Origin of the sequence: Collinsella aerofaciens (assembly GCF_040915545.1) — a bacterium.
GTDB classification, from domain to species: Bacteria; Actinomycetota; Coriobacteriia; order Coriobacteriales; family Coriobacteriaceae; genus Collinsella; species Collinsella aerofaciens_BE.
Map to the genome: position 1 here is coordinate 1 of NZ_JBCPDH010000028.1, position 23,284 is coordinate 23,284.

15 protein-coding genes and 1 tRNA gene are annotated in these 23,284 nt (G+C 59.0%); 8 read left to right on the plus strand and 8 right to left on the minus strand.

What is annotated here, in order from left to right; genetic code table 11:
* Nucleotides 1–266: 266 nt before the first annotated feature.
* Together AB5202_RS08210 and AB5202_RS08215 are read right to left on the minus strand one after the other, a co-directional pair.
* Nucleotides 267–2,795: a phosphoketolase family protein gene (locus tag AB5202_RS08210; protein WP_368144631.1), complete on the minus strand. Its 2,529-nt coding sequence runs from the start codon at nucleotides 2,793–2,795 to the stop codon at nucleotides 267–269.
* 204 nt (nucleotides 2,796–2,999) lie between these two features.
* Nucleotides 3,000–4,028: a LacI family DNA-binding transcriptional regulator gene (locus AB5202_RS08215; protein WP_346969106.1), complete on the minus strand. Its 1,029-nt coding sequence runs from the start codon at nucleotides 4,026–4,028 to the stop codon at nucleotides 3,000–3,002.
* A 240-nt stretch (nucleotides 4,029–4,268) separates the two neighbouring features.
* Here AB5202_RS08215 and murB point away from each other — a divergent pair, with 240 nt between their 5' ends.
* Nucleotides 4,269–5,231, plus strand: a complete 963-nt coding sequence (gene murB, locus AB5202_RS08220) for a UDP-N-acetylmuramate dehydrogenase (RefSeq protein WP_368144632.1) — start codon at nucleotides 4,269–4,271, stop codon at nucleotides 5,229–5,231.
* Nucleotides 5,232–5,452: 221 nt separating this feature from the next.
* Here the strand turns inward: murB and AB5202_RS08225 are convergent, their stop codons facing one another.
* Nucleotides 5,453–6,658: a coiled-coil domain-containing protein gene (locus tag AB5202_RS08225; RefSeq protein ID WP_006235871.1), complete on the minus strand. Its 1,206-nt coding sequence runs from the start codon at nucleotides 6,656–6,658 to the stop codon at nucleotides 5,453–5,455.
* A 266-nt stretch (nucleotides 6,659–6,924) separates the two neighbouring features.
* On the opposite strand from AB5202_RS08225, the gene galE reads away from it, so the two are divergent.
* From galE to AB5202_RS08240, 3 genes are all read left to right on the plus strand, one after another.
* Nucleotides 6,925–7,986, plus strand: a complete 1,062-nt coding sequence (galE, locus tag AB5202_RS08230; protein WP_006235870.1) for a UDP-glucose 4-epimerase GalE — start codon at nucleotides 6,925–6,927, stop codon at nucleotides 7,984–7,986.
* A gap of 209 nt (nucleotides 7,987–8,195) precedes the next feature.
* Entirely contained in the window at nucleotides 8,196–9,713 is a 1,518-nt protein-coding gene (gene malQ / locus AB5202_RS08235) for a 4-alpha-glucanotransferase (protein ID WP_368144336.1), read from the plus strand.
* 128 nt (nucleotides 9,714–9,841) lie between these two features.
* Nucleotides 9,842–12,109, plus strand: a complete 2,268-nt coding sequence (locus AB5202_RS08240) for a glycogen/starch/alpha-glucan phosphorylase (protein ID WP_368144334.1) — start codon at nucleotides 9,842–9,844, stop codon at nucleotides 12,107–12,109.
* A 455-nt stretch (nucleotides 12,110–12,564) separates the two neighbouring features.
* On the opposite strand, the gene AB5202_RS08245 is transcribed toward AB5202_RS08240, so the two are convergent.
* From AB5202_RS08245 to AB5202_RS08265, 5 genes are all read right to left on the minus strand, one after another.
* On the minus strand, nucleotides 12,565–13,764 hold the full coding sequence (locus AB5202_RS08245) for an ABC transporter ATP-binding protein (RefSeq protein WP_196022639.1): 1,200 nt from the start codon (nucleotides 13,762–13,764) through the stop codon (nucleotides 12,565–12,567).
* Between the two features lie 68 nt (nucleotides 13,765–13,832).
* Nucleotides 13,833–14,672: a carbohydrate ABC transporter permease gene (locus tag AB5202_RS08250; RefSeq protein ID WP_022095055.1), complete on the minus strand. Its 840-nt coding sequence runs from the start codon at nucleotides 14,670–14,672 to the stop codon at nucleotides 13,833–13,835.
* Entirely contained in the window at nucleotides 14,672–15,526 is an 855-nt protein-coding gene (locus AB5202_RS08255; protein ID WP_006235864.1) for a carbohydrate ABC transporter permease, read from the minus strand. The genes AB5202_RS08250 and AB5202_RS08255 overlap by 1 nt, the downstream gene beginning before the upstream one ends.
* A gap of 87 nt (nucleotides 15,527–15,613) precedes the next feature.
* Nucleotides 15,614–16,930 (minus strand): ABC transporter substrate-binding protein, encoded by a 1,317-nt coding sequence (locus tag AB5202_RS08260; protein ID WP_006235863.1) that lies wholly within the window; start codon nucleotides 16,928–16,930, stop codon nucleotides 15,614–15,616.
* 306 nt (nucleotides 16,931–17,236) lie between these two features.
* Nucleotides 17,237–17,956: a GntR family transcriptional regulator gene (locus AB5202_RS08265; protein WP_055285612.1), complete on the minus strand. Its 720-nt coding sequence runs from the start codon at nucleotides 17,954–17,956 to the stop codon at nucleotides 17,237–17,239.
* A gap of 229 nt (nucleotides 17,957–18,185) precedes the next feature.
* On the opposite strand from AB5202_RS08265, the gene AB5202_RS08270 reads away from it, so the two are divergent.
* The 4 genes from AB5202_RS08270 (at nucleotide 18,186) to AB5202_RS08285 (ending at nucleotide 22,932) form a co-directional block, all read left to right on the plus strand.
* Complete coding sequence (locus tag AB5202_RS08270; protein ID WP_368144333.1) at nucleotides 18,186–20,636, plus strand: PTS transporter subunit EIIC; 2,451 nt, start codon at nucleotides 18,186–18,188, stop codon at nucleotides 20,634–20,636.
* Nucleotides 20,637–20,761: 125 nt separating this feature from the next.
* Nucleotides 20,762–21,775, plus strand: a complete 1,014-nt coding sequence (locus tag AB5202_RS08275) for a polyprenyl synthetase family protein (RefSeq protein WP_368144332.1) — start codon at nucleotides 20,762–20,764, stop codon at nucleotides 21,773–21,775.
* A gap of 138 nt (nucleotides 21,776–21,913) precedes the next feature.
* Nucleotides 21,914–22,819 carry a peptidoglycan-binding domain-containing protein gene (locus tag AB5202_RS08280; protein ID WP_347479652.1) on the plus strand — a complete coding sequence of 302 codons (906 nt, stop codon included), beginning with the start codon at nucleotides 21,914–21,916 and terminating at the stop codon, nucleotides 22,817–22,819.
* A gap of 38 nt (nucleotides 22,820–22,857) precedes the next feature.
* Nucleotides 22,858–22,932, plus strand: a tRNA-Gln gene (locus tag AB5202_RS08285).
* The last annotated feature ends 352 nt before the right edge of the window (nucleotides 22,933–23,284 follow it).

Here is a 23,284-nt window from a genome sequence, read left to right on the forward strand (position 1 = left end):
GGGCTTCGCGAACCTCTCACAACAAAGCAGGCGCCCCGGCCCCGGCAATGTAATCTTGGCTGACCAAAGATAGGCCTGCAGCCTCCAAGGCCACAACAGCAAAGTCCCCATTACATTAAAAAAGATCAGCCCCCGCATATCGAAACGGTCGAGAAGGCTGCCTCCGGGCTGGTGCCCTTCCTCGGAGAAGTTCGCGAAGCCCACTTCTCCGAGGAAGGGCACCAGCCCGGAGGCAGCCCCAGCGCGAAACCGTCCCGGATGCCTACCTACTCGTTGTCGCCCGCGGTCATTTGCGTTGCGGAAAGCGCGCCGTCGGCCGCGGTTGCGGCTGCGGCGTCGGGCCAGACCCAGTCGGTAAAGGCCGGGTGATCGAAGCCCTCGCCACACGCGAACTCAAAGGCCTCGGTGCGGAAGGCCTCCCACTCATCAATCTGCTCGGCAAACTTATCGGCGTCGACCATGCGCAGCACGTCGGCGGCCAGGGCCCAGCGGTCCATGTTGTTCAGGCGCAGCATGTCGAACGGCGTAGTCGTGGAGCCCTTCTCCTCGTAGCCGTGGACGCGGAAGGCATCGTGGCCGGGGCGGTTCCAAATCAGACGGCGAATCGTGCCGGCATAGGCATGGAATGCGAAGAGCACGGGCTTCTCACCGCAGCCAAACAGCTCAGCCCAGCGCTCATCGCTGATGGCCTGGTCGTTCTCGCAGACGTTCTGGATCTTGAGCAGGTCGACCACGTTGACGAACCACACCTTAATGCCTAGCTCGCGCAGCATATCGGTTGCAGCCAGAGCCTCGAGCGTCGGTACGTCACCGCACGTGGCGACCACGACGTCGGCCTCGGCGAGCGAGTCGGCAGTCGATGCCCACTCCCAGGCCGCAACGCCCTCGGCGAGCTCGGACCTGGCCTCGTCGACCGTCTGGAAGGTGGGGGCGGGCTGCTTGCCGCAGAAGATGGCGTTGACGCAGTCGGTGGACTGGTAGACACGCTCGGCAACAGCAAGTGCCATGTTGGCGTCAGCCGGATAGTAGGCATTCACGATATGTGTGTCGTTGGCCTTGTTGAGCAGCAGGTCGATAAAGCCGGGATCCTGGTGCGAGAAGCCGTTGTGGTCCTGGCGCCAGACATGGCTCGACAGCAAAATGTTGAGACCGCTGATGGGGGCACGCCACGGAATCTCGCGCTTGGTGGCCTCGAGCCACTTGCAGTGCTGGTTGACCATGGAATCGACGACGTGGACAAAGCTCTCGTAGGAGCTCCACACGCCGGAGCGGCCGGTGAGCACGTAGGCCTCGAGGAAGCCCTCACACTGGTGCTCGGACAGCTGTTCGACAACCTTACCGGAACCGGCCAGCAGCTCGTCGTTGGCCTCGTCCCCGTAAAAGCCGGCATCCCACTGCTTTTTGGTCACCTTGTAGGCAGCCTGCAGGCGGTTGGACGCGGTCTCGTCGGGACCGAAGATGCGGAAGTCGTCCATGTTCTTGGCCAGGACGTCGGCGGTGTACTCACCAAAGACACGGGCGGCCTCGGTGGAGCCCCAGCCATGACCCTTACTTGCGACGGGAATCTCGTGGGCATGAATATCGGGGAGCTCGAGCTCGCGGCGCACCTTGCCGCCGTTCGCGTTGGGGTTGGCGCCGATGCGCATCTCGCCGGTCGGCATAAAGGCCGTCACCTCGGGGCGCACCTGGCCCTCGGGCGTAAAGAGTTCCTCGGGCCTGTAGGAGCGCAGCCACTCGCGAAGCACGCGGAAGTGCTCGTGGGTGTCCTTGGCACTCGCCAGCGGCACCTGATGCGCGCGCCAGGAGTCCTCGGTCTTCTTGCCGTCGATCTGCTTGGGGCAAGTCCAGCCCTTGGGCGTACGGAACACGATCATGGGATAGGCCGGACGGACCACGGTCTCGCCCGCGGCGGCCTGGGCCTGTGCGGTGGCCTTGATGTCGCAAATCTCATCGAAGACCTGCTCAAACAGGGCGGCGAAACGCTCGTGGATGCTTGCATGGCTCTCGTCGTCAAAACCGGTGACAAAGAAGTGCGGCTTATAGCCCATGCCCTCAAAGAACTTGGTGAGTTCTTCGTCGGACACGCGGGCAAGAATGGTGGGGTTGGCGATCTTGTAGCCGTTGAGGTGCAGGATCGGCAGGACGATTCCGTCGGTTGCCGGGTTCACGAGCTTGTTGGACTGCCAAGAAGTCGCGAGCGGACCGGTCTCGGACTCGCCGTCGCCCACCACGGCCACGGCCAGCAGGCTCGGGTTGTCCATGACGGCGCCGTAGGCGTGGCTGAGCGTGTAGCCGAGCTCTCCGCCCTCGTGGATGGAGCCGGGCGTCTCGGGCGCAAAGTGACTCGGGATGCCGCCGGGATAAGAGAACTGGCGGAAGAACTTCTGCAGGCCAGCCTCGTCATTGGTGATGTCGGGGCGGATCTCACGGTAGGTGCCATCGAGCAGCGACTGGGCGGTGCCGGCGGGGCCACCGTGGCCCGGGCCCATCAAGAAAATGGCGTTCTGGTTGTGATCGGCAATAAGACGGTTGACGTGGCCGAACAGGAAGTTGATGCCGGGCGTGGTGCCCCAGTGGCCGACCAGGCGGTGCTTAACGTCCGGACGACCAAAGTCGCGCACCTCACCGGTTTTCTCGTCAACAAAGTCGGGGCGCATCAGCGGGTTGGAGCGAAGGTAAATCTGGCCGACGGACAGGTAGTTCGATGCGCGCCAATACAGGTCGACGCCCTCGAGCTCGGAAGCCGGCACCTCATGTCCCAGCTTTTGCCACGGCGTTCCCAGAGTTTTAGCCATTGTTTATGTCCCTTCGCTGTATGGTCACCCTCCAATACGGCAACCTTTCGTTGGGACAAGTATATTTGCTAAAACGTTTTATCATGGTGAGAAAACGTTTTACCATCCTGATTTGCCATGTTGACAGGCAGATGCAGACATTCACCTGCGGCATTATTTGTCATAAGTTCTTCATATTCCTGATATGCAAATTGATAAACGTGTTTAGTTATGTTTAGTAAGTTCGAGCACGCTGTCCTTAACGATAAGCGCCGGCTCCAGAACGACCTCTTCGGCGCGCCTACCGCCCCTACCGGCAAGACGCTTGGACATGCAGCCAAAAGCATGCTCCGCAAGGACACCAGGATCCTGCTCAATCGCGGTCAGCGCCGGCTCAAAGAGAACGTCGGCCGCCGAGTTGTCATAGCTCACCACCGAGATATCGTCCGGGATGCTCTCACCCATCTCGTGCAGGCGCTTGAGCAAACCGAGGGCAATGTTATCCGAGCTTGCGAACACGGCGGTGGCGTCGGTTGCGAGCACCGCCTCCGAGGCCTCGTAGGCACTCGGAATGTAGTACTCGCTCTCAAACTCCAAACGTGCGTCGATAGGCAGGCCAACCTCGCGCAGCGCGCGCTCATAGCCGGCAAGTCGCTTGCGACCCGTATTGGAACGACGCGCATTAACCAAGCAGGCAATGCGACGGTGACCCTGCTCGATCAGATAACGGGTAGCCATGTAGCCACCCATCTCGTGGTCGAACATCACCTTGTCGCACTCGAGTCCCTCAATGGCACGGTCGACCATAACAGCCGGGATAGGCAGATGGCTGACCTCTTCGCGCAGGGCGCGGTCGTCCGAGAACTCGTCGCCCACGACCAAGAACACACCATCGACGCCGCGCGTCACCAGCTGGCGCAGGAGCTCCAGATCGTCCTCGGCACTTCCACCCGAGCTGGTAATAAAGAGCGCGTAGCCGTCCTCGCGGCAGCGCTTTTCCAGGCTGCCAGCGAGGGAGGCAAAAAAGCGGCTCTCGATGTTGGGAACGATAAGGCCCAGCGTGCGCGACTCGCGCATGACCAGGCTGCGTGCAATCTGGTTAGGAACATAGTGGTTGCGCGCCGCAACCTCTTTGATGCGCTTGCGGTTTTCTTCCGAGATGCGACAAGGCCGATTGTTAAGGACAAGCGAGACCGACGAGGGGGAAAGCCCCACCTCCTGGGCAATCTGCTTAAGAGTAACTTTGTTGCCCATCTCGCTCCTTCCGAGTATTCGCGCAATCTCTTGAAAGTATAGCGACCGTCCCTTTACCTCGATGATAAACACTTTACCAATCCGGTAGACGGCTGTTTTATCGCCGTGATTGGTGCAAAGTAACCTGACCTCTTTGCACCATGTGATGTATTGAGGTCAGGTTACTTTGCACCAAATCCATCCGGGTGGGGTATATTGCATTCGTTTAATGAAAACGACCACCATAAGGCGGATATTCGTATGCACGAGAATGACTTTTTTAACGAGGACCTGCTCTGCGCGCTCGCCGGTGTTGCCGGCGAGGACAACGTGCTCATGAGCGAGCCCATGCGCGAGCACACCACGTTTAAGATCGGCGGCCCGGCCGATGTCTTTGTCACGCCCGATACCGAGCAGGGACTCGTCGCCACGCTTGACACCTGCTACCGCTGCGATCTGCCGCTCACCATCGTGGGCAACGGCTCCGACCTGCTCGTTGGTGACAAGGGTATCCGCGGTGTCGTCGTGGCACTGGGCGAAGGCCTCTCTAACATCACCGTCGACGGCACACATGTTACGGCGGCAGCCGGCGCGCTGCTCTCGGACGTAGCGGCCGCGGCAGCCGAGACTGATCTTACCGGCATGGAGCCCCTCTCGGGCATCCCCGGCTCGGTCGGCGGCGCCTGCTATATGAACGCCGGTGCCTATGGCGCCTGCATGGCCGATGTTTTGGAGTCCGTGCGCGTCTATAAGCCCGCCCGCGTGCTCGACGACGGCACCCGCGGCAGCGGCAATATCATTGAGTTCGATGTCGACGAGCTTAACCTGGGCTATCGCAAGAGCCGTATCGCCGACGACGGCCTTATCGTGCTCTCTGCCACCTTTAACCTTGCCCCGGGCAACGCCGCGATGATCAAGGCCGACATGGACGACTACCGCCAGCGCCGCGAGGACAAGCAGCCGCTCGACATGCCGAGCGCCGGCTCCACTTTCAAGCGCCCCGAGGGTTACTTTGCCGGCAAACTCATCATGGATGCCGGCCTGCGAGGACACGCCGTTGGCGGCGCGCAGGTAAGCGAAAAGCACTGCGGTTTTATCGTCAACGCCAACCACGCCACCGCCGCCGACGTTGACGAACTCATCCGCGACATCCAAGCCAAAGTCAAAGAGCAGTTCGACGTAGACCTAGAACCCGAAGTCCACCGAGTAGGCGAATTTTTATAAAAAGAAGGCCCCGAAAGGGGCCTTCACCATATTCATTCAGATAACCCAGTCCGGTGTGTCGCGCCCCGAACCCGAGAGGGCCGCGTGCCCGCCCGCATTATATTTGATTGATCGCGAGTTCCGCACGCAAAGAAGGCCACTTAATGTGGCCTTCGTCTTGCGCAGGACTGCCCGAGCAGGCAATCAAATATATTGCGGGCGGGCACGCGGCCCCGTCGGCTTTACGACAGCGCAATACCGCCGAGCCAGCCCCAACGCACGCCAGAGCCAGTGCCATAGAAGCTAATAAACGAATCGAGCGACTTAGACGTAATGGCACCCTCGTTGCTCATAACGATACCGCCGCCAACGTAGATACCCACATGACCGTAGATAAGGCCCGGAGCACCCGTGCCGCTGTGCGAGGAATCGGCCACGATCATGCCCACCTGCAATGCCGAGCGGTCGGAGCTATAGCACCATGCGTTAAACATATCGCACGCGTTGCCGCCAAAGTAGCCAACGCCAGCGTTACGGAAGACATTGGTAACCCACGCCGCGCACCAGTTCTGACCCGGCGAAGGCGTAGAGTAGCACGCGTTGACGACGGCCTGCTGTTTGCCCGAGCCGGCATTCTGTTGCGGGGTTCCGGGCGCATACGATCCGCCACCCGAGCTTGAACCACCCGAGTAGGAATTGTTCTTGTTCGCGGCAGCCGCGGCAGCGGCAGCCTTCCTAGCAGCCTCCTCGGCCTGGGCGGCAGCGAGGATCTCGGAATCGCGCTGAGCCATGAGCTCCTTGACGTCGTCGGAAAGACCGTTCAGCACGGTCTGGACTTCTTGCTGCTTGGCCTGCATATCCTGCATCTGAGCCGTCTGCTGGTCCTTGAGCTTCTCTAAGTCGGCTTTCTGCGACTCAAGCTCGGTCTTTTGCGCATCGAGCTCTTCCTGGATGGTCTGAATGTCCTCGATGGCGTCGCGGTCGCTCTTGTTGATCTTCTCAACATAGTGCGCATTAGCGACGAGTTCCTCAAACGAGCCAGAGGCCAGCAGCAGCGACAGGATGTTCGTGCCGCCGGACTTGTAGCTGGCGGCCACGCGATCGGAAAGGTCGTTGCGCTTCTTCTTGAGCTCGGCCTTCTTTTCATCGATCTGGGCCTGCGTGTCGTCAATCTTGCCCTGGACATTCTCGATGTCGTTGAGGGTCTGGGCATTCTTGTTGGCCAGCGCCGCATACTCATTTGCGATGCTGTCGAGCTGGGCCTGAACCTCGTCGAGCTGGGCCTGGGCGGCATTCAGTTTATCGGTTGTTTCTTTGGAAGCCTCCGCCGCATGGGCGCGAGCGGGCAGGCCAAAAAGAACTGCCGCAGAAGCGGCGCCGAACAGGGCCTTGAGGGCAGTGCGGCGCGAGAGCTCCTGGGAAAGGATGGAATCGCTGTTTGGTGACATATGTACTCCGTTACATGTTTATTTATATGTCGCTCAACTCATACATATTAGCGTACATATGGCGCGTCCCAACGATTTCCACGAACGGCAGGAAACTACAAGGTCAGCGGCTCGTAAGCAAATGTCAAAGATCAGGTTATGCGTACGCAAGCTCTTCTATGAGTACGTTGGCACAATCCTCCGCTTTTCCTACAGCGCACGATTTGGGCGTCCCTGCCTGCGCTATACTCCCCTGAAGAAGTGTTCCTGATTCGATAGGAGACTACATGTCCAAAGCACTCGACCCCAAAGACACCTGCGTCCTCGTTACCGGTGGCGCCGGCTTTATCGGCTCGCACACCGTCGTTCAGCTGCTCGAGGGTGGCTACCAGGTCGTCATCGTCGATGATCTTTCCAACTCCAGCGCCGTCGCCGTCGACCGCGTCAAGACCATCGTGGGCGACGAGGCCGCCAAGAACCTCACCTTCTACGAGGCCAACGTGCTCGACCGCGATGCGATGAACAAGATCTTCGATACCCATCAGATCGACCGCGTCATCCACTTTGCCGGCTTTAAGGCCGTCGGCGAGTCAGTGAGCAAGCCCGTCGAGTACTACCACAACAACATCGAGAACACCCTGGTGCTCATCGACGTCATGCGCAACCATGGCTGCAAGTCCATCATCTTCTCGAGCTCCTCGACCGTCTACGGCGACCCGGACAACCCGCCCGTCACCGAGGAGGATCCTAAGAAGCCCGCGACCAACCCCTATGGTTGGACCAAGTGGATGATCGAGCAGATCCTTATGGACGTCCACACCGCCGACCCCGAGTGGGACGTCGTGCTGCTCCGTTACTTCAACCCCATCGGCGCTCATCCGTCGGGCCTGATCGGCGAGGACCCCAAGGGCATCCCCAACAACCTGGTGCCCTATGTCGCCCAGGTCGCCGTGGGCAAGCTCGAGGCCGTTCAGGTCTTTGGCAACGACTACCCCACCCCCGACGGCACCGGCGTGCGCGACTACATCCACGTGTGCGATCTGGCCTCTGGTCACGTTGCCGCCCTTAACTGGATGAACGGCAAGACCGGCGTCGAGATCTTTAACTTGGGCACCGGCACCGGCACCTCGGTACTCGAGGTCGTCGCCGCCTTCTCCAAGGCTTGTGGCAAGGAGCTGCCCTACGTGATCCGCGAGCGCCGCGCCGGCGACATCGCTGCCAACTGGTGCGATGCCTCCAAGGCCGAGCGCATGATGGGCTGGAAGGCCCAGTACGACATCGCGGACATGTGCCGCGATAGCTGGAACTGGCAGAGCCACAACCCCAACGGCTTCGCCGACGCCGAGTAGCAAAAACCTACATACCGCTCTTGCCCCGATCTCACGTTGTGAGGTCGGGGCTTTTTTCATGGCATGTAACCATTCACCGAAAATCGACCAACTTTTTTATCTTGCCTGTACATGTTTAAACAACATGTTTTACAATAGGCGTGTCGAATCAGAACACCGGAGGCGGACTGCACACCCATCGACAGGCCGACCCCACAACAAGAAGGTTGGTGAGCGCATTCATGGAGCGTGCAAGCGGCGTCCTCATGCCCGTCTCATCTCTGCCCGGACCATACGGAATCGGCGGCTTTGGCTGGAATGCCTACGACTTCGTCGATTTTCTCGCCTCGTGCAAACAACATTACTGGCAGATTCTGCCCCTTACGACGACCAGCTATGGCGATTCGCCCTATCAGTCGTTCTCGGCCCGCGCAGGCAACCCCAACTTTATCGACTTTGCCGAGCTTATCGAGGCAGGGTATCTTGAACAGCGCGATATCGATGGCGTGTGCCTGGGATCCGACCCCAGTAACGTCGACTACGGTGCTATCTTTGGCGGCCGCCGTCAGATTCTCGACCGCGCCGCTGAGCGCTTTGCCGCCGACAAGCCGGCCGATTTCGATGACTTTATCCAGGCCAACGAGGACTGGCTCATCCCCTACTGTGAGTTCATGACCGTCAAAGAGGAGTGCGGTCTCAAGGCGTTTTGGGAGTGGCCAGCGGAGCTCCGCACCCGCGGTGAGGCTTCCGCCAAGGTCTGCGCCGACCATCCGGCGCGTATGCTCTACCACCAGATGACGCAGTACTTCTTCGATCGCCAGTGGAGCCGCCTCAAGGCCTATGCCAACGAGCGCGACATTCTCATCATCGGCGACCTGCCCATCTATGTCTCGCGTGACTCCGTCGAGATGTGGGCGACGCCTGAGCTCTTTAAGATCGACGCCGCCGGCAATCCGGTGAGCGTCGCCGGCACGCCGCCCGACCAGTTCTCGGCCACCGGCCAGTACTGGGGCAACCCCATCTACGACTGGGACGCTATGGAGTCCGATGGCTTCTCCTGGTGGGAGGGCCGCATTCGCGCCGCCCTCGACATGTACGACGTCATCCGCCTGGATCACTTCCGCGGCTTCGAGGCCTATTGGGAGGTGCCGTTCTCCTCGCCCGATTCGTCCTACGGTTCGTGGACGCAGGGCCCCGGCCTCAAGTTCTTCAAGACGCTCGAGAAAAAACTCGACACGCTGCCCATCATCGCCGAGGACCTGGGCTTCCTCACCCCCGGCGTCATCGATATGCGCGACACCTCGGGCTTCCCCGGCATGAAGATCTTGCAGTTTGCCTTTGAGGGCACCAACTCGTATTACCTGCCGCATAACTATATCGCCAATACCGTCGCCTATGTAGGCACGCACGACAACGAGACGGCGCGCGGTTGGTTCGAGGGTACGGCCACTCCGCGTCAGCGCGAGCAGGCAGCCCTGTACACCCACCAGCAGGCAGGCGAGTCCATAGCCGACGCGCTCAACCGAGCCATCGCCGCCAGCGTGAGCGATACCTGCATTTACACCATGCAGGACCTGCTCAATCTGGGCAACGAGGCGCGTATCAACACCCCCGCCACCCTAGGCGGCAACTGGGCCTGGCGCATGCTCGATGGTGCCATCACCCGCGAGCTCGAGCACAAGCTTACCGACTGGACCGAGACCTACTTCCGTATCCCGTCGGAAGCCGAAATCGAGCTTCCCCAATAGGAGCCACCGCGCCCGAACCCACCACACCGTGCGGACGCGCTTGCTTACCCGCGCGAGGCCACCCCAATCCCCTCGCGCGGGCTTCTTATGAATTGCAGACATGTAATCAACCCATTACAGGAGGAAACATGCCCCGTATCGATCTCGCAGAACTTGCCGAGCAGTCTTTTGGCATCTCGCTCGAGCAGCTCGATGACCGTCGCATTTACAAACTGCTTGTTAAGCTCGTGCAGAAGCGCTCAGCCGCCTGCCCGCTCAACAATGGCAAGAAAAAGCTTTATTACATCTCCGCCGAATTCTTGATCGGCAAGCTGCTCATCAACAACATGATCGACCTCGGTATCTATAGCGAGGTTAAGGACCAGCTCACCGCCGCGGGCCACGACCTCAATAAGATTGAGGAGTTTGAGGTCGAACCGTCGCTCGGCAACGGCGGCCTGGGCCGCCTGGCCGCGTGCTTCCTGGATTCCATCGCCACGCTGGGCCTGACCGGCGACGGCGTGGGCCTCAACTACCACTACGGCCTGTTCCGCCAGCGCTTTGTCGACAATCAGCAGAAGGCCGTCCCCGACGAGTGGCTCGGCGAGCAGGATATCCTGATCGATGACGACCGCTCCTACACTGTTGAGTTCGGCGACTTTGCCGTCACCTCCAAGCTCGTCAACATCGACGTGCCTGGCTATGGCCAGCCCGCCAAGAATCGCCTGCGCCTGTTCGACCTGGCGAGTGTCGACGACGGCCTGGTACCCGGCAGCTCCATCGACTTCGACAAGACCGAGATCGCCAAGAACCTCACCTTGTTCCTCTACCCCGACGATTCTGACGAGCAGGGCCGCCTGCTTCGCATCTACCAGGAATACTTCATGGTGAGCAACGCCGCCCAGCTCCTGATCGACGAGGCCATCGAGCGCGGCAGCAACCTGCACGATCTGGCCGACTACGCCGTGGTCCAGATTAACGATACGCACCCGACCATGGTCATCCCCGAGCTCATTCGCTTGCTCACCACCAAGCACGACATCGAGTTTGACGAGGCCGTGACCATCGTACGCTCCATGGTCGCCTACACTAACCACACGATTCTTGCCGAGGCGCTCGAAAAGTGGCCGCTCACCAGCCTGCAGAAGGTCTCCCCTGCCATCGCCGACATTATCGTCAAGCTCGATGAGATCGCAAAGGCCGAGCACGACGACCCGCGCGTTGCCATCATCGACGAATACGACACCGTCCACATGGCCCACATGGACATCCACTTTGGCTTCTCCATCAACGGCGTCGCCGCACTCCACACCAAAATCCTGGAGGACACCGAGCTTCATCCGTTCTACGAAATCTACCCCGAGAAGTTCTCCAACAAGACCAACGGCATCACCTTCCGCCGCTGGATCCAGGGAGCCAACCCCGCGCTCGCCAGCCTGCTCGACGATGTGATCGGTACCGATTGGCGCAGCACCGGCGACTTGAGCAAGCTCGCCGACTTCGCCGACGATAAGAGTATTCTTGAGCGCCTGGCCGCCACCAAGGCCGAGGCAAAGACCATCATGCGCCAGTTCATGGCGCTCGATCAGGGTGTGACGATCCCCTCCAACGCCATCATCGATGTTCAGGTCAAGCGTATCCACGAGTACAAGCGCCAGCAGATGCTCGCGCTCTACATCATCTGGAAGTACCTCGACATCAAGAACGGTAACAGACCTAAGCACCCCGTCACCATCATCTTTGGCGGCAAGGCAGCGCCTGCCTATACCATCGCTCAGGACATCATCCACCTCATCCTGACGCTTTCCCAGTGGATCGCAAACGACCCCGACGTGGCTCCCTACCTCCAGGTCGTCATGATCGAGAACTACAACGTCACTGCTGCCGAGCGCGTGATCCCCGCTGCCGACATCTCCGAGCAAATCAGCCTGGCCTCCAAAGAGGCGAGCGGCACTTCCAACATGAAGTTCATGCTCAACGGCGCTTTGACCCTGTGCACGCTCGACGGTGCCAACGTGGAGATTGCCGAGCTCGTGGGCGACGAGAACATCTATACCTTTGGCGCCTCGTCCAAACAGGTCGAGCAACTCTACGCCGACGGCACCTATGACGCCGGCGCGCTCTACTGCAAGCCCGGCATTAAACTGCTGGTGGACTTCATCACCAACCCGGCCTTTATGGCGACCGGCAACGCGGAGCGCCTGCAGCGTCTGCACGACGACATCAAGGGTAAGGACTGGTTTATGGCCCTACTCGACATTGAGGAATACATCCAGACCAAGGAGCGCGTGCTAGCCGACTACGAGGACCAGGACGCCTGGATGCGCAAGGCGCTGATCAACATCGCCAACGCCGGCACCTTCTCGTCCGACCGCACGATCTCCCAGTACAACGACGAGATCTGGCACCTGAGCTAATTCGCTTCCCTTACCCATCCTCTTGAAAACGGAGTCGCGGCAACGCGGCTCCGTTTTTTGTGCCCGCACGTTACCCTGCGACCCAACTCGGCCAAACAATCTCGATCTGTAACAACTACTCGGTAAAAACGGTCCCAGCTGTTACAGATTGAGACATACCGGCCCCTCCCCTTGGGTTTATCTCGATCTGTAACATCTAGCAGCTGAAATTCACCTTTGGTGTTACAGATTTAGATGAAATGGTCAGCTCAGCGGAACTGTCTCGATCTGTAACATCTAACGTCCGAAATCAGCCTCACCCGTTACAGATCGAGACAAACGACCGGTCAGACAGCCCCAACACAAAAAAAGGCTCCCCTCTCGCCCAGTGGACGGGAGGGGAGCCTTATATGTGACCGCGGCAAAAGGATGGCAATACCGCAGTCGCCCAAAGGGAAGGCCTGGATGCACCGGGCCTAGATAAGGTTCTTGCCAGAGACCTTATCGAAGAGGTGGGTCGCGTTCTTCTCGAACTTGAACCAGATGGTGTCGCCAGCCTTGAGCGCGCCCTTGGCCTCGAGGTCGACGACGGGGATAATCAGGACAAACTGGCCGTCGGGAGCGGTCACGTGGACATGCTCGGTCGAGCCCATGAGCTCGGTCACCTCGACGGTACCCTGGAGCGCGCCCTCCTCGCCCTTGTCGGCAAGCAGGATCTGCTCGGGACGCACGCCGGCCGTAATCTCCTTCACGTCGCCGCCGTTCCAGTTGAGGGCAAGCTGAGCGCAAGTCTCGGGGGCGAGCGCCACGTTCATATCCTCGGTCTTGACGGTAAAGCCGTTGCCCGAGCGCACCAGCTGGGCATCGAAGAAGTTCATCTGCGGCACGCCGATGAAACCGGCGACGAAGATGTTCGCGGGATGGTTGAAGACCTCCTGCGGCGTGGCGATCTGCTGGACGACGCCGTCCTTCATGACCACGATACGGTCGCCAAGGGTCATGGCCTCGGTCTGGTCGTGAGTAACATAAATGAACGTGCCCTTGATCTCGTGGCGCAGCTTAATGAGCTCGGCACGCATCTGGTTACGAAGCTTGGCGTCCAGGTTGGACAGCGGCTCGTCCATCAGGAAAACCTTGGGGTCACGCACGATGGCGCGGCCGATAGCGACACGCTGGCGCTGGCCGCCGGAGAGCGCCTTGGGCTTACGGTCGAGGTACTCGGTAATGCCCAGAATCTCGGCAGCAGAGCGAACCTTGCGGTCGATCTCGTCCTTGGGAACCTTCTTGAGCTCGAGCGTAAATGCCATGTTCTCGTACACCGTCATATTGGGGTACAGAGCGTAGCTCTGGAACACCATGGCGATGTCGCGGTCCTTGGGCGCCACGTCGTTGACACGCTTGCCATCGATGAGCACATCGCCCGAGGTAATGTCCTCCAGGCCGGCGACCATGCGCATCGTCGTGGACTTACCGCAGCCAGAGGGGCCAACGAGGACGACGAACTCCTGGTCGTGAACGGTGAGGTTGAAGTCCTCTACAGCGAGCACACCGTCCTCGGTAACCTTGAGGTTGTGCTTCTTCTCCTCGGTCTTCTTCTTTTTGCCAAAGAAGCCCTTCTTTTTTGACTCGTTGTTGGGATACACCTTCTGAACATGTTTGAGAACAATCTCGGCCATGTCTTTACCTTTCGATACGCGGCGCCGCGCTGAGGGACGCCGCCAAAACTTGCAAAACAGTTACGGCATCAGCCCTTGACGGCACCTGCCACCACACCGTCGATGATGTACTTCTGGCAGAGGATGTACATGATGACGATGGGGATAACGACCATCATGATGCAGGCCATCATGGGGCCGAGCTCGACGTGGCCGTAGCCGCCGCGGAAGTACTGGATCAAGATAGGAATGGTCTTGTACTTGGTGGAGTCGAGCGTAAGGTAGGGCAGCAGGTAGTCGTTCCAGACCCACATGGTCTCGAGAATGCCGACCGAAAGATAGGTGGGCTTCATGATGGGAAGGACAATCTTAAAGAACACCTGGACCGGGTTGCAGCCGTCGATCATGGCCGCCTCCTCGATCTCGAGCGGGATGTTCTTTACAAAGCCGGCGAACATAAAGACCGCCAGGCCCGCGCCAAAGCCCAGATAGATAAAGCAGATGTTGAACGGCGTGTTAAAGCCGATGCGGTCCGCCAAATTGGACAGCGTGAACATGAGCATCTGGAACGGCACGACCATCGAGAACACGAACAGGTAATAGAAGAAGTTCGAGATCTTGTTGTTGACACGAACCACGTACCAAGCGCACATGGAGCAGCACACCAAGATCAGCACGACCGACGTGACCGTGATGATGAGCGAGTACATAAATGCCGAGGCAAAGCCCTGCTCGTTAAGGGCGTGCATGTAGTTTGCGAGGCCGTTGAACGTCTCGGGCGTGAGCAGATCGAATGCCGTGGTGGTGCTGATTGCGGTCGCTTTCTTAAAAGAATTAAGCGCAATCATGAACACGGGGTAGATCCACGCGAGCGACAGAATCGTAAAGAAAATCGAGAGCGCGCGGTTGATAACCTTATCGCGTTTCATTACTGCTGCACCTCCTTGGACCTCGTGGCCTTAAGCTGGATCATGGAGATGGCCACGACCAGGATGCAGAAGATAACCGCCTTGGCCTGACCAATGCCCTGCCATGCGATACCGGCACGCGAATAGAACGTGTTGTAGATGTTCAGGGCGAGCATCTCGGTGGAGTGCGCGGGGGCGCCGCCGGTAAGGGCGAGGTTCTGGTCGAACAGCTTAAAGCCGTTGGTGATGGACAGGAACAGGCAGATGGTGATGGTCGGCATCAGGTTAGGGATCTTAACCTTCCAAAACGTCTGCCATGCCGTAGCGCCGTCGACCTTGGCGGCCTCGATGTAGTCGGACGGAATGGACTGCAGACCAGCGATGTAGATGATCATCATGTAGCCGACCTGCTGCCACAGGGTCAGGATGATAAGGCCCCAGAAGCCAGCAGCAGAGTTAAGAGCGATGAGCTGGGCGCCCACGTTGGAGAGCAGGCAGTTGATCAGAATCTGCCAAATGTAGCCCAGCACGATGCCGCCGATCAGGTTAGGCATAAAGAAGATCGTACGGAAGATGTTGGTGCCTTTGAGCGCCTTGCGGGTGAGCGCCTGCGCAATGGCCAGGGCGATCACGTTGATGAGCACCGTCGACAGGAAGGCAAACGCCACGGTAAAGAAGAACGACGTGGAGAACTGCGGATCGGACAGCGCGCGCACGTAGTTCTCGATACCGACAAAGTGCGCGTTACTAATGATAATAAACTGGCAGAACGAGAGATAGAAGCCCTGGATAAAAGGGATCACGAACCCGATCATAAACGCCAGGCACGTGGGCAGCATAAAGAGCGGCCACCAGCGCTTGAGTGCTTTGCCCATAAAAGGGTCCTTTCAATATGCAGGGGGCGGGCAAACCAACGTCTGCCCGCCCCCTGTCGCTAATCAGATAGCTTGGGCAGCAACTGCTTACTCGGAAGCGGCCTTCTCGGTCTTCCAGCCATCGACGAAGGCGTTCTTGACGCCGTCCCACTTGCTGTTATCGGCAGCGTAGGCAATCAGAGCCTGCTTGAGGTTCTTCTTCCACTCCTCGGAGGGAATGTAGACGAAGTCCCAAGCGACGGTCTTCTTGCCGTCCTTGGCCATGGCAACGGCCTGCTGCGAGAAGACGTTGGTGGTCTCCTTGGCGCTCTTGAACGGAGCGGTCAGACCCATCTTGTCGGCGATGATGCTGGTCGGGGTGTCAGCGGTGACGCACCAATACATGAAGTCCTCGGTGGCCTTCTGGGCATCCTCGGAAGCCTGGGAACTGACGCACCAGTAGTTCTCGCCGCCGGAGCACAGGCCCTGGTTCTCCTCGCCGTCAACACCGATGTAGATCGGCATCATGCCAATCTGATCGTCGGTCATGCCGGCCTTGACGAGGTCAGAGTAGGCCCAAGAGCCGTTCTGGTAGAAGACGGCCTTGCCGGTTGCGAACTCGTTGGTGGCGTCGTCGCCGGTCTTGGAAGCAAGCTGCGAAGGATCGCAGGTGGAGTCGGTGATGTACAGGTCGAAAATCTGCTTGTAGTTGTCGAGGAACTCACCCTTGATCTCGTCGTCCTCCTGGTTGTGCTCCTTCTCAAACTCGTAGTAGAGCGGCATGTTGGCAAGGTGGGTGGTGTAGCGCCAGCTGGAGGAGTCGTCCATGCCGGCGGAAGTGAAGGCACCCTCGACACCAAGCTCGTCCTTGCGGGCCTGGATGTCATCGGCACAAGCCTTCAGTTTGTCGAAGGAGTTGATGTCCTCGGCCTTGTAGCCAGCCTTCTCGAGCAGCTGCTTGTTGTAGATGATGCCGAAGCTCTCCTGGACCCAGTCGATGCACACATCCTTGCCGTCGGACTGCAGAGCCAGGGAGTCGTCAATGAGCTCACCGCGGAGCTTGGTATCGGACAGGTCGGCGCAGTAATCCTTCCAGTTCTTAAGACCGGTGGGGCCGTTGACCTGGAACAGGGTCGGAGCGGAGCTCTTGGACATCTCGGACTTAAGCTTCTCCTCGTAGGTGTTGGAAGCGGCGGTCACGATCTTGACCTCGACGCCCTTCTCCTTCTTATAGGCCTTGGCGATCTCCTTCCACTCCTTGTCGACCTCGGGCTTGAATTGGAGGAAGTAGACCTCGGCAGCGTCACCAGAAGCAGAGGAGCCGGAGCCGGCAGAACCACCGCAACCCACGAGGCCCAGACCAAGAACTGCAGCCGCGGAACCAGCAAAGCCCAGGAACTGCCTTCTGCTCATTTCGTTCTTCATTACAATCCACCCTTTCACACCGTGGCGGCACCCTTTGCCGCCGCCTTCGGAGATTGGCTCGGGGACTTTGCCCCTTTTGCTGATTTGAACGATACGCTATTTGGCTAGTTGTTTGAACAAGTATTACTAGAGCGGTAGAAAAACTTCGGTGAACGGTAATTTCAACTTGATACTTGACAAGTTTTGTATAATCAATTATTTGTTATCTAATGCAGAGAAAACGCCCGGTCAAGCCGATGTACCGTCGGTTTGACCGGGCGTTTTCTCTTTGAGGCCATGAGTCTCGTCAGGCTGCGAGCTAGCCGGCTATCGCTTGGAATTGACGCGGTAATGGAAGATCTCGGGGTGTGTGCGAGTGTGCGTCACCTCAAACAAGATGCCATCCGAGGTGTACGACTGACTCTCCATGACGGCAACGCAGTTGTATTTGCCGAGGTCAAGATAGCTGCAGTCCTCATCGTTGGCGAGCTCGACACTCACCGTACGACGGCTCGCCATCACTTTGACACCGCGCTTGTGCTCCAGATAGCCGTAAATAGAATCTGCCGCGATCTCGGGAGTCAGGCCCTTGGCGATCGACGCCAAAAAATAGCCATGGTCCACTTGGCGCGCGTTGCCGTTGAGGCTTCGGACACGCACTACGCGAATCAACTCCTCGCCCACCTTAAAGCCCAGGTGACGAGAGAGTTGCTCGGTGCAAACCAGATGTTCGAAAGACTTAACGTCCGTCGATGCAACGGCATTGTTGCGCTTTGCAAACTCGCCAAACGACTCAACCTCTTCGAGTGCGCCCAACATGTCGGTTTCGCCCTTAAGCCAAATAACGCGCACGCCCTTGCCGTGTATGGGCTGCACAAACATCCCGTCGGCCAGCATGCTCAAAGCGCGGCGGACGGTATTGCGCGTGCAGCCAAATTCCGCGGTCAGCTCGGCTTCGGTTGGCAGCATCTCCTGAAACGCATAGGTCCCATTAATGATGCGCGAGCGTATTTCTCGGTAGATTCCTTCGTATATCGCTTTTGGCATTGTTTCACCTCTACATTATTCATTTCCGGCTAGGCACGATAGCATTTCTTAAAGTTGTTTAAACCGAATATCGGTGAAGCGACAGGATTTAGCCGTTGACGGTTTCTGTCATGCCCAAATCGGTTTCGCTCAAAACTGCCGGTACGACACTCGTCTGGTCCTCTACAATGAATCCATTGTTTAAACGTTTCCCCACGCGCAACGCGCCTCGATATTCGGAAGGCAGAACATGCTGCAAAAAATCCAACGCTTTGGCGGGGCAATGTTCGCGCCCGCCATGCTGTTTTCTATATCAGGCCTCATGGTCGGCGTCTCCGCTCTCGCAACGACTGCGGACATCGTCGGCGATCTCGCCGTATGCGGAACCCCTTGGTACGCTTTTTGGACCATCATCCAGCGCGGCTCGTGGACGGTCTTTAAACGCCTCCCGCTCCTTTTTGCCGTAGCGCTGCCCATCGGTCTTGCCCAAAAACAACCGGCTCGTTGCTGCCTCGAGGCTCTCGTCGCCTATTTTGCCTACTGCTTCTTTTTGAGCGAGATCATTAAGCTGAGCGGAGACAATCTTGGACTTAAGTACCCGTCGTCTTTGACCTCCGCTAGCGGCATCACCATCATCGACGGCATCAAGACGCTCGACACCGGCATTATCGGCCCGCTGGCGGTATCGGCAACCGTCGTCGCCATCCATGACCGCTTCTACGATGCCAAGGTTCCCGATTGGCTCGGCACCTTCTCGGGCTCCTCGCTGGTCTACCTCATCAGCTTTTTTGCCGTGTTTGCCCTTGCCGCTATCTCGGCCGCCATCGTGCCCTCCGTATACGCAATGACCGAAACGCTGCGCCATGCACTTACGAGCGTCGGCCCCTTTGGCGTGGGCATCTTTGTGCTTTTGGAGCGAGCGCTCGAGCCCATGGGGCTGCACCACCTGCTCTACATGCCGATCTACTACGACAACCTGGTCATTAACGACGGCATCTACGCCACGTGGAGCAGCTTGCTCCCCATCCTCTCCCATAGCACGCGCCCCCTTAATGAACTTGCGCCGTGGGCCGGTTTTACCGCCACCGGCTGGGTCAAGCTCTTTGGCCTTCCCGCCATCGCAGCCGCGTTCTACTCCACCGCAAAACCAGAGCGCCGCGCCGGCCTTAAGGTCATCCTTTTGCCCGCCATCGTCGCCTCGGTGGTTTGCGGCGTTACCGAGCCACTCGAGTTTCTCTTTATGTTCACCCACCCCGGGCTCTTTTTGCTCTACGCCGTCTTATCGTCTTGCCTTGCCACAACCATGAATCTCTTTGGCATCGTCGGCATCTTCTCGGGCGGCCTCATGGAGATGGCAGCCTTCAACTTTATTCCGCTCATGCGCACGCATGCCGGTGCCTATCTTTTGGCGCTCGGTATCGGCCTTGCCTTTAGCCTCATCTTTTTTGTTAGTTTTCGAGCACTCATCTTGGTCTATGACCTTAAGACACCGGGCCGCGAGGATCATGTTGCCAATCGCGCGGCAATCGATTGTTTAACGGGAAGCGACTTTGCCAAAGAGCAATCCCCCAATGACGAGGTCGATAGTCGATCCGATCAAGATCACGTCCTCGCTGAGCGGGTAATTCAGCTTTTAGGTGGCGTTGGCAATATCGTGGGCGCAACCAACTGCGCCACGCGCCTGCGCGTCGAGGTCGCAGACCCTTCCATCGTTGCAGATAACGCGTCGTTTGTCGCGGTGGGCGCCAAGGGCCTCATCATTACCGGCAAGACCGCCCAGGTGGTCATCGGCATCTCCGTTCCCCGCGTTAAAGAGCATTTTGACCAGATCATGGGCCTCGAGCCGGAATTTGTGCCCACCACCTCGGCCTCCCCTGCCGCCAGCGCAGCCCATAAGCGCGGCGATATCTGCTTCTTCGATATCGACGGAACGCTCGCCTGGCAAGACCCCAGGCTCGCCCAAGACCTTCCCGAAGACGAGCGGGACCTCTCCCCCTATCCCAACGAGGCGGTTTCGCAGGCAATCCGCGAGTTTGTCGCCAACGGCAACATGGCCTTTATCTGCACGGGGCGCACCCTCAGCTGCATCCACCCCAAACTTCTTGAGCTGCCCTGGACCGGCATCGTCTGTCTTGCGGGCGGTTACGCCGAGATCAACGGACACGCAATTCGCGATCTGTCGATGACGCCCAGCATGCTGCAGCATCTTGCCCCCTATCTTGAGCAATCGGGCGAGGTCATCCGCTTTGAGGGCCTCAACGGCGTCGTGCGCATGAGTGCCGATGCCCCCGATGCCCCCGGATACGCGCGCACCCTGGGCGACGCAGTCACGCAGCTGCAACATTACAGTGTCTACAAGATCTTGATGTCTACATCGCTCGCCAACCACATCGCTCAAGATAAGGCACTTGAGCCGCTGCTGTGCTTTAACGAGCTCGAACTCGAGGTAACCGAAATCTCGCCCCGCGAATGCACGAAGCGCGGGGGCATCCAGTCTGTACTCGACGCCCTCGATCCCCACCACGGAACCGTATACGGCATCGGCGACGCCAGCAATGACGTCTCGCTGATGAACGCCGTCGATGTCGGCATTGCGATGGGCAACGCACCGGACTATCTCAAGGATAAGGCCGATTACGTGACCGACACCGTCGATCACGACGGTGTCGTTGCGGCGCTCGAGCATTTTAGGCTGATTTAGGCGCGCTCCATCAAACGCACGCCCGTTGTCCTAAATCGCCAAAACTGCCGCGCCAAACGCCCTGATGTGGCAATATGTTATCTGCATATTGCATCAACGCAACCTCAGAAAGAATGCGAGAACCCGTGTCCAGTCCGTTTACCAGCTTTTTAGCCCAGCACTTTGACCAGATTAACGACTATCTGGCCACGTTCTTTGACGGACAGGCGACCTCTGCCGATATCGAGCGCTACCTGTACGCGCCGCTCTCGACTTTTACGGCCAACGCCGGCAAGCGCCACCGCCCGCTTATCTGCATGCTCGCCGCAACCGCAGTGGGCGGTAGCTTCGAGAGAGCCCGCAGCGCCGCGGCAGCTATCGAGCATTTCCAGTCGGGTGCGCTCATCCACGACGACATCGCCGATAACGGGCAGCTGCGCCGCGGTAAGCCCTGCATGCACCTCACCGAGGGCACGGGGCTTGCTATCAACTGCGGCGACCTGGCACTTACCATGGTCACCAAGACGGTTCTCGACGACCCCACGCTGGAGCCCAACGTAAAACTCCGCGTGCTCCACGAGCTCACCGAGATGATCGTTCGTACCATCGAGGGCCAGGCGCTCGACCTGGGTTGGGTACGCGACGGGCGCTTCGACATCTCGGTCGACGATTACCTGGACATGGCGACGCACAAGACCGCGTACTACAGCGGAGCCACGCCGCTTGCCACCGGAGCCATCATCGGCGGAGGCAACGAACAGCAGGTCGAGGCGCTGCGCGCCTTTGGCCTGCACACGGGCCTTGCCTTCCAGATTCAAGATGATCTGCTCAACTTGATCGGTACCAAGGAGGCCGCCAACAAGGACTTCCGCACCGACATCACCGAGGGCAAGCGCACGCTTGTCGCCGTACACGCCCTCTCCGATGAGCGCTATCACGACGAGATTGAAGCGATCCTCTCCTCGGGCACCGAGGACCCCGCGCAGCTCGCGCGCGCCGTGGAAATCTTCCAGGAGACTGGCTCTATCGATTACGCCCACGCCTACGCACTGGACCTGACCGCCAAAGCTAAGGCCGCCATCGAGGACGTTTCGCTCGACCCGCATGCACGCGAGCTGTTCCTCTCCATGGCAGATTTCTTTGTGGAGCGCCTTAACTAGCGGGGGTTATAAAACCTGTCAGCAGCGTATTTGGGTACAACTTGCTACACTGTTGAGTGCATGTTTATGCATCCCTTTGCGTTGTCTATCCGACACACGCTCAAATAGTACGAATGGTACGCCGAAAGGGGTTCGTTCATGGAACCTATTACAACGGGCATGCAGGGAGCAGCCGTCGAGGACGTCCAGTCCCGCCTTCTGCAGCTCGGCTATACAATCGATGACACCGAGGTTGCCGACAAGCGCTTTGGCACCACCACCGAACAGGCTGTTGGCACCTTTAGGCTCGATAGCGGCCTTGCCGCTGGCTGTGCCGTCGATATCCCCTGCTGGAGCGCTCTGGTCGACGCCTCGTATAAACTGGGCGACCGCACCCTCTATCTGCGCATGCCCAATTTCCATGGCGCCGATGTGCAGGCCCTGCAGCGCGCTCTCAACGTTTTGGGCTTTGCCTGTGGCGAAGACGACGGCTACTTTGGTCCGCATACCGAGGCCGCCCTGCAGCAGTTCCAGGAAAATGTCGGCCTGTTTGCCGACGGCATGGCCTTCCAGGACACCTACGCCTACATCAACCGCCTGCACCATGTGTGGGAGGGCAAGCCCTCGGTCACCGAAGCCGAGTCCCGCATCGGTTTTGCTCGCGCCGCCAACGTGCTCGAGCGCTTCCAGATTGCCGTTATCGGCGAGGACCCCATCGCACGCAGCGTTGCGTCGCGCATGTGGAATATCGCCACGGCAACGACCGACAACAGCGGCATGATGCTCTGTGACTCCGAGGTCCCAACCGACGTTGACCTGGTGCTCGAAATCGCAAGCGACGAGCTGCCCGCCGACGCCGCACCGCGCGCCACGATTGCCCTCGCCGAGTGCCACAACCTGGCCCAGCGCATCCGCACCGCCAATGTCGCCGCGCAGCAGAAGCCGGCTCGCATTCGCATTGAGCTCACGGGCATGACGCGCTACAACGGCACCTTCACGGCCAGCGACGCGCAGACACTCGCCGTACGCCTGCTCGATGGCGTTTGCGATGCCCTCGCAGATTAGGTAAACTAAACGAGTTGCTTTTGGGCAACACCACACATTGGGACGTAGTTCAACGGTAGAACTCCGGTTTTTGGTGCCGGCTGTTGGGGGTTCGAATCCCTCCGTCCCAGCCATTAAAATTGAGCGCCCTGAGCCCATAACGGCCCAGGGCGCCTTCTTGTGGGCAAGCGGAGGGATTCGAGAACCCGCAAGGGTGCGGAGCTGAGGAAACGCGAAGGCGCCCCAAGCCCATTAGGACCAAGAGCGCCTTACATCTTGAAATATCAGCCCAATTCCGAAAAGCGAGCCGCCTTCTACAACGTGTCGTGTGGCCCCGACGGGCCGGGCATTAAGTTTGTCGCGAGTTCCGCACGAACAGGAGGCCACTTAACCTCGATGTTTTGGACGTGACAGACACTATGACCCAATCCGAGGGCACGGAAACGACAGGAGCCCCCGCTCGTGACCGCGGGTCGGGGCTGCGAC

Coding starts and splice junctions, on each gene's coding strand:
- AB5202_RS08210 (WP_368144631.1), bottom strand. CDS start 2,795: ATGGCTAAAACTCTGGGAACGCCGTGGCAAAAGCTGGGACATGAGGTG.
- AB5202_RS08215 (WP_346969106.1), bottom strand. CDS start 4,028: ATGGGCAACAAAGTTACTCTTAAGCAGATTGCCCAGGAGGTGGGGCTT.
- murB (WP_368144632.1), top strand. CDS start 4,269: ATGCACGAGAATGACTTTTTTAACGAGGACCTGCTCTGCGCGCTCGCC.
- AB5202_RS08225 (WP_006235871.1), bottom strand. CDS start 6,658: ATGTCACCAAACAGCGATTCCATCCTTTCCCAGGAGCTCTCGCGCCGC.
- galE (WP_006235870.1), top strand. CDS start 6,925: ATGTCCAAAGCACTCGACCCCAAAGACACCTGCGTCCTCGTTACCGGT.
- AB5202_RS08240 (WP_368144334.1), top strand. CDS start 9,842: ATGCCCCGTATCGATCTCGCAGAACTTGCCGAGCAGTCTTTTGGCATC.
- AB5202_RS08245 (WP_196022639.1), bottom strand. CDS start 13,764: ATGGCCGAGATTGTTCTCAAACATGTTCAGAAGGTGTATCCCAACAAC.
- AB5202_RS08250 (WP_022095055.1), bottom strand. CDS start 14,672: ATGAAACGCGATAAGGTTATCAACCGCGCGCTCTCGATTTTCTTTACG.
- AB5202_RS08255 (WP_006235864.1), bottom strand. CDS start 15,526: ATGGGCAAAGCACTCAAGCGCTGGTGGCCGCTCTTTATGCTGCCCACG.
- AB5202_RS08260 (WP_006235863.1), bottom strand. CDS start 16,930: ATGAAGAACGAAATGAGCAGAAGGCAGTTCCTGGGCTTTGCTGGTTCC.
- AB5202_RS08265 (WP_055285612.1), bottom strand. CDS start 17,956: ATGCCAAAAGCGATATACGAAGGAATCTACCGAGAAATACGCTCGCGC.
- AB5202_RS08270 (WP_368144333.1), top strand. CDS start 18,186: ATGCTGCAAAAAATCCAACGCTTTGGCGGGGCAATGTTCGCGCCCGCC.
- AB5202_RS08280 (WP_347479652.1), top strand. CDS start 21,914: ATGGAACCTATTACAACGGGCATGCAGGGAGCAGCCGTCGAGGACGTC.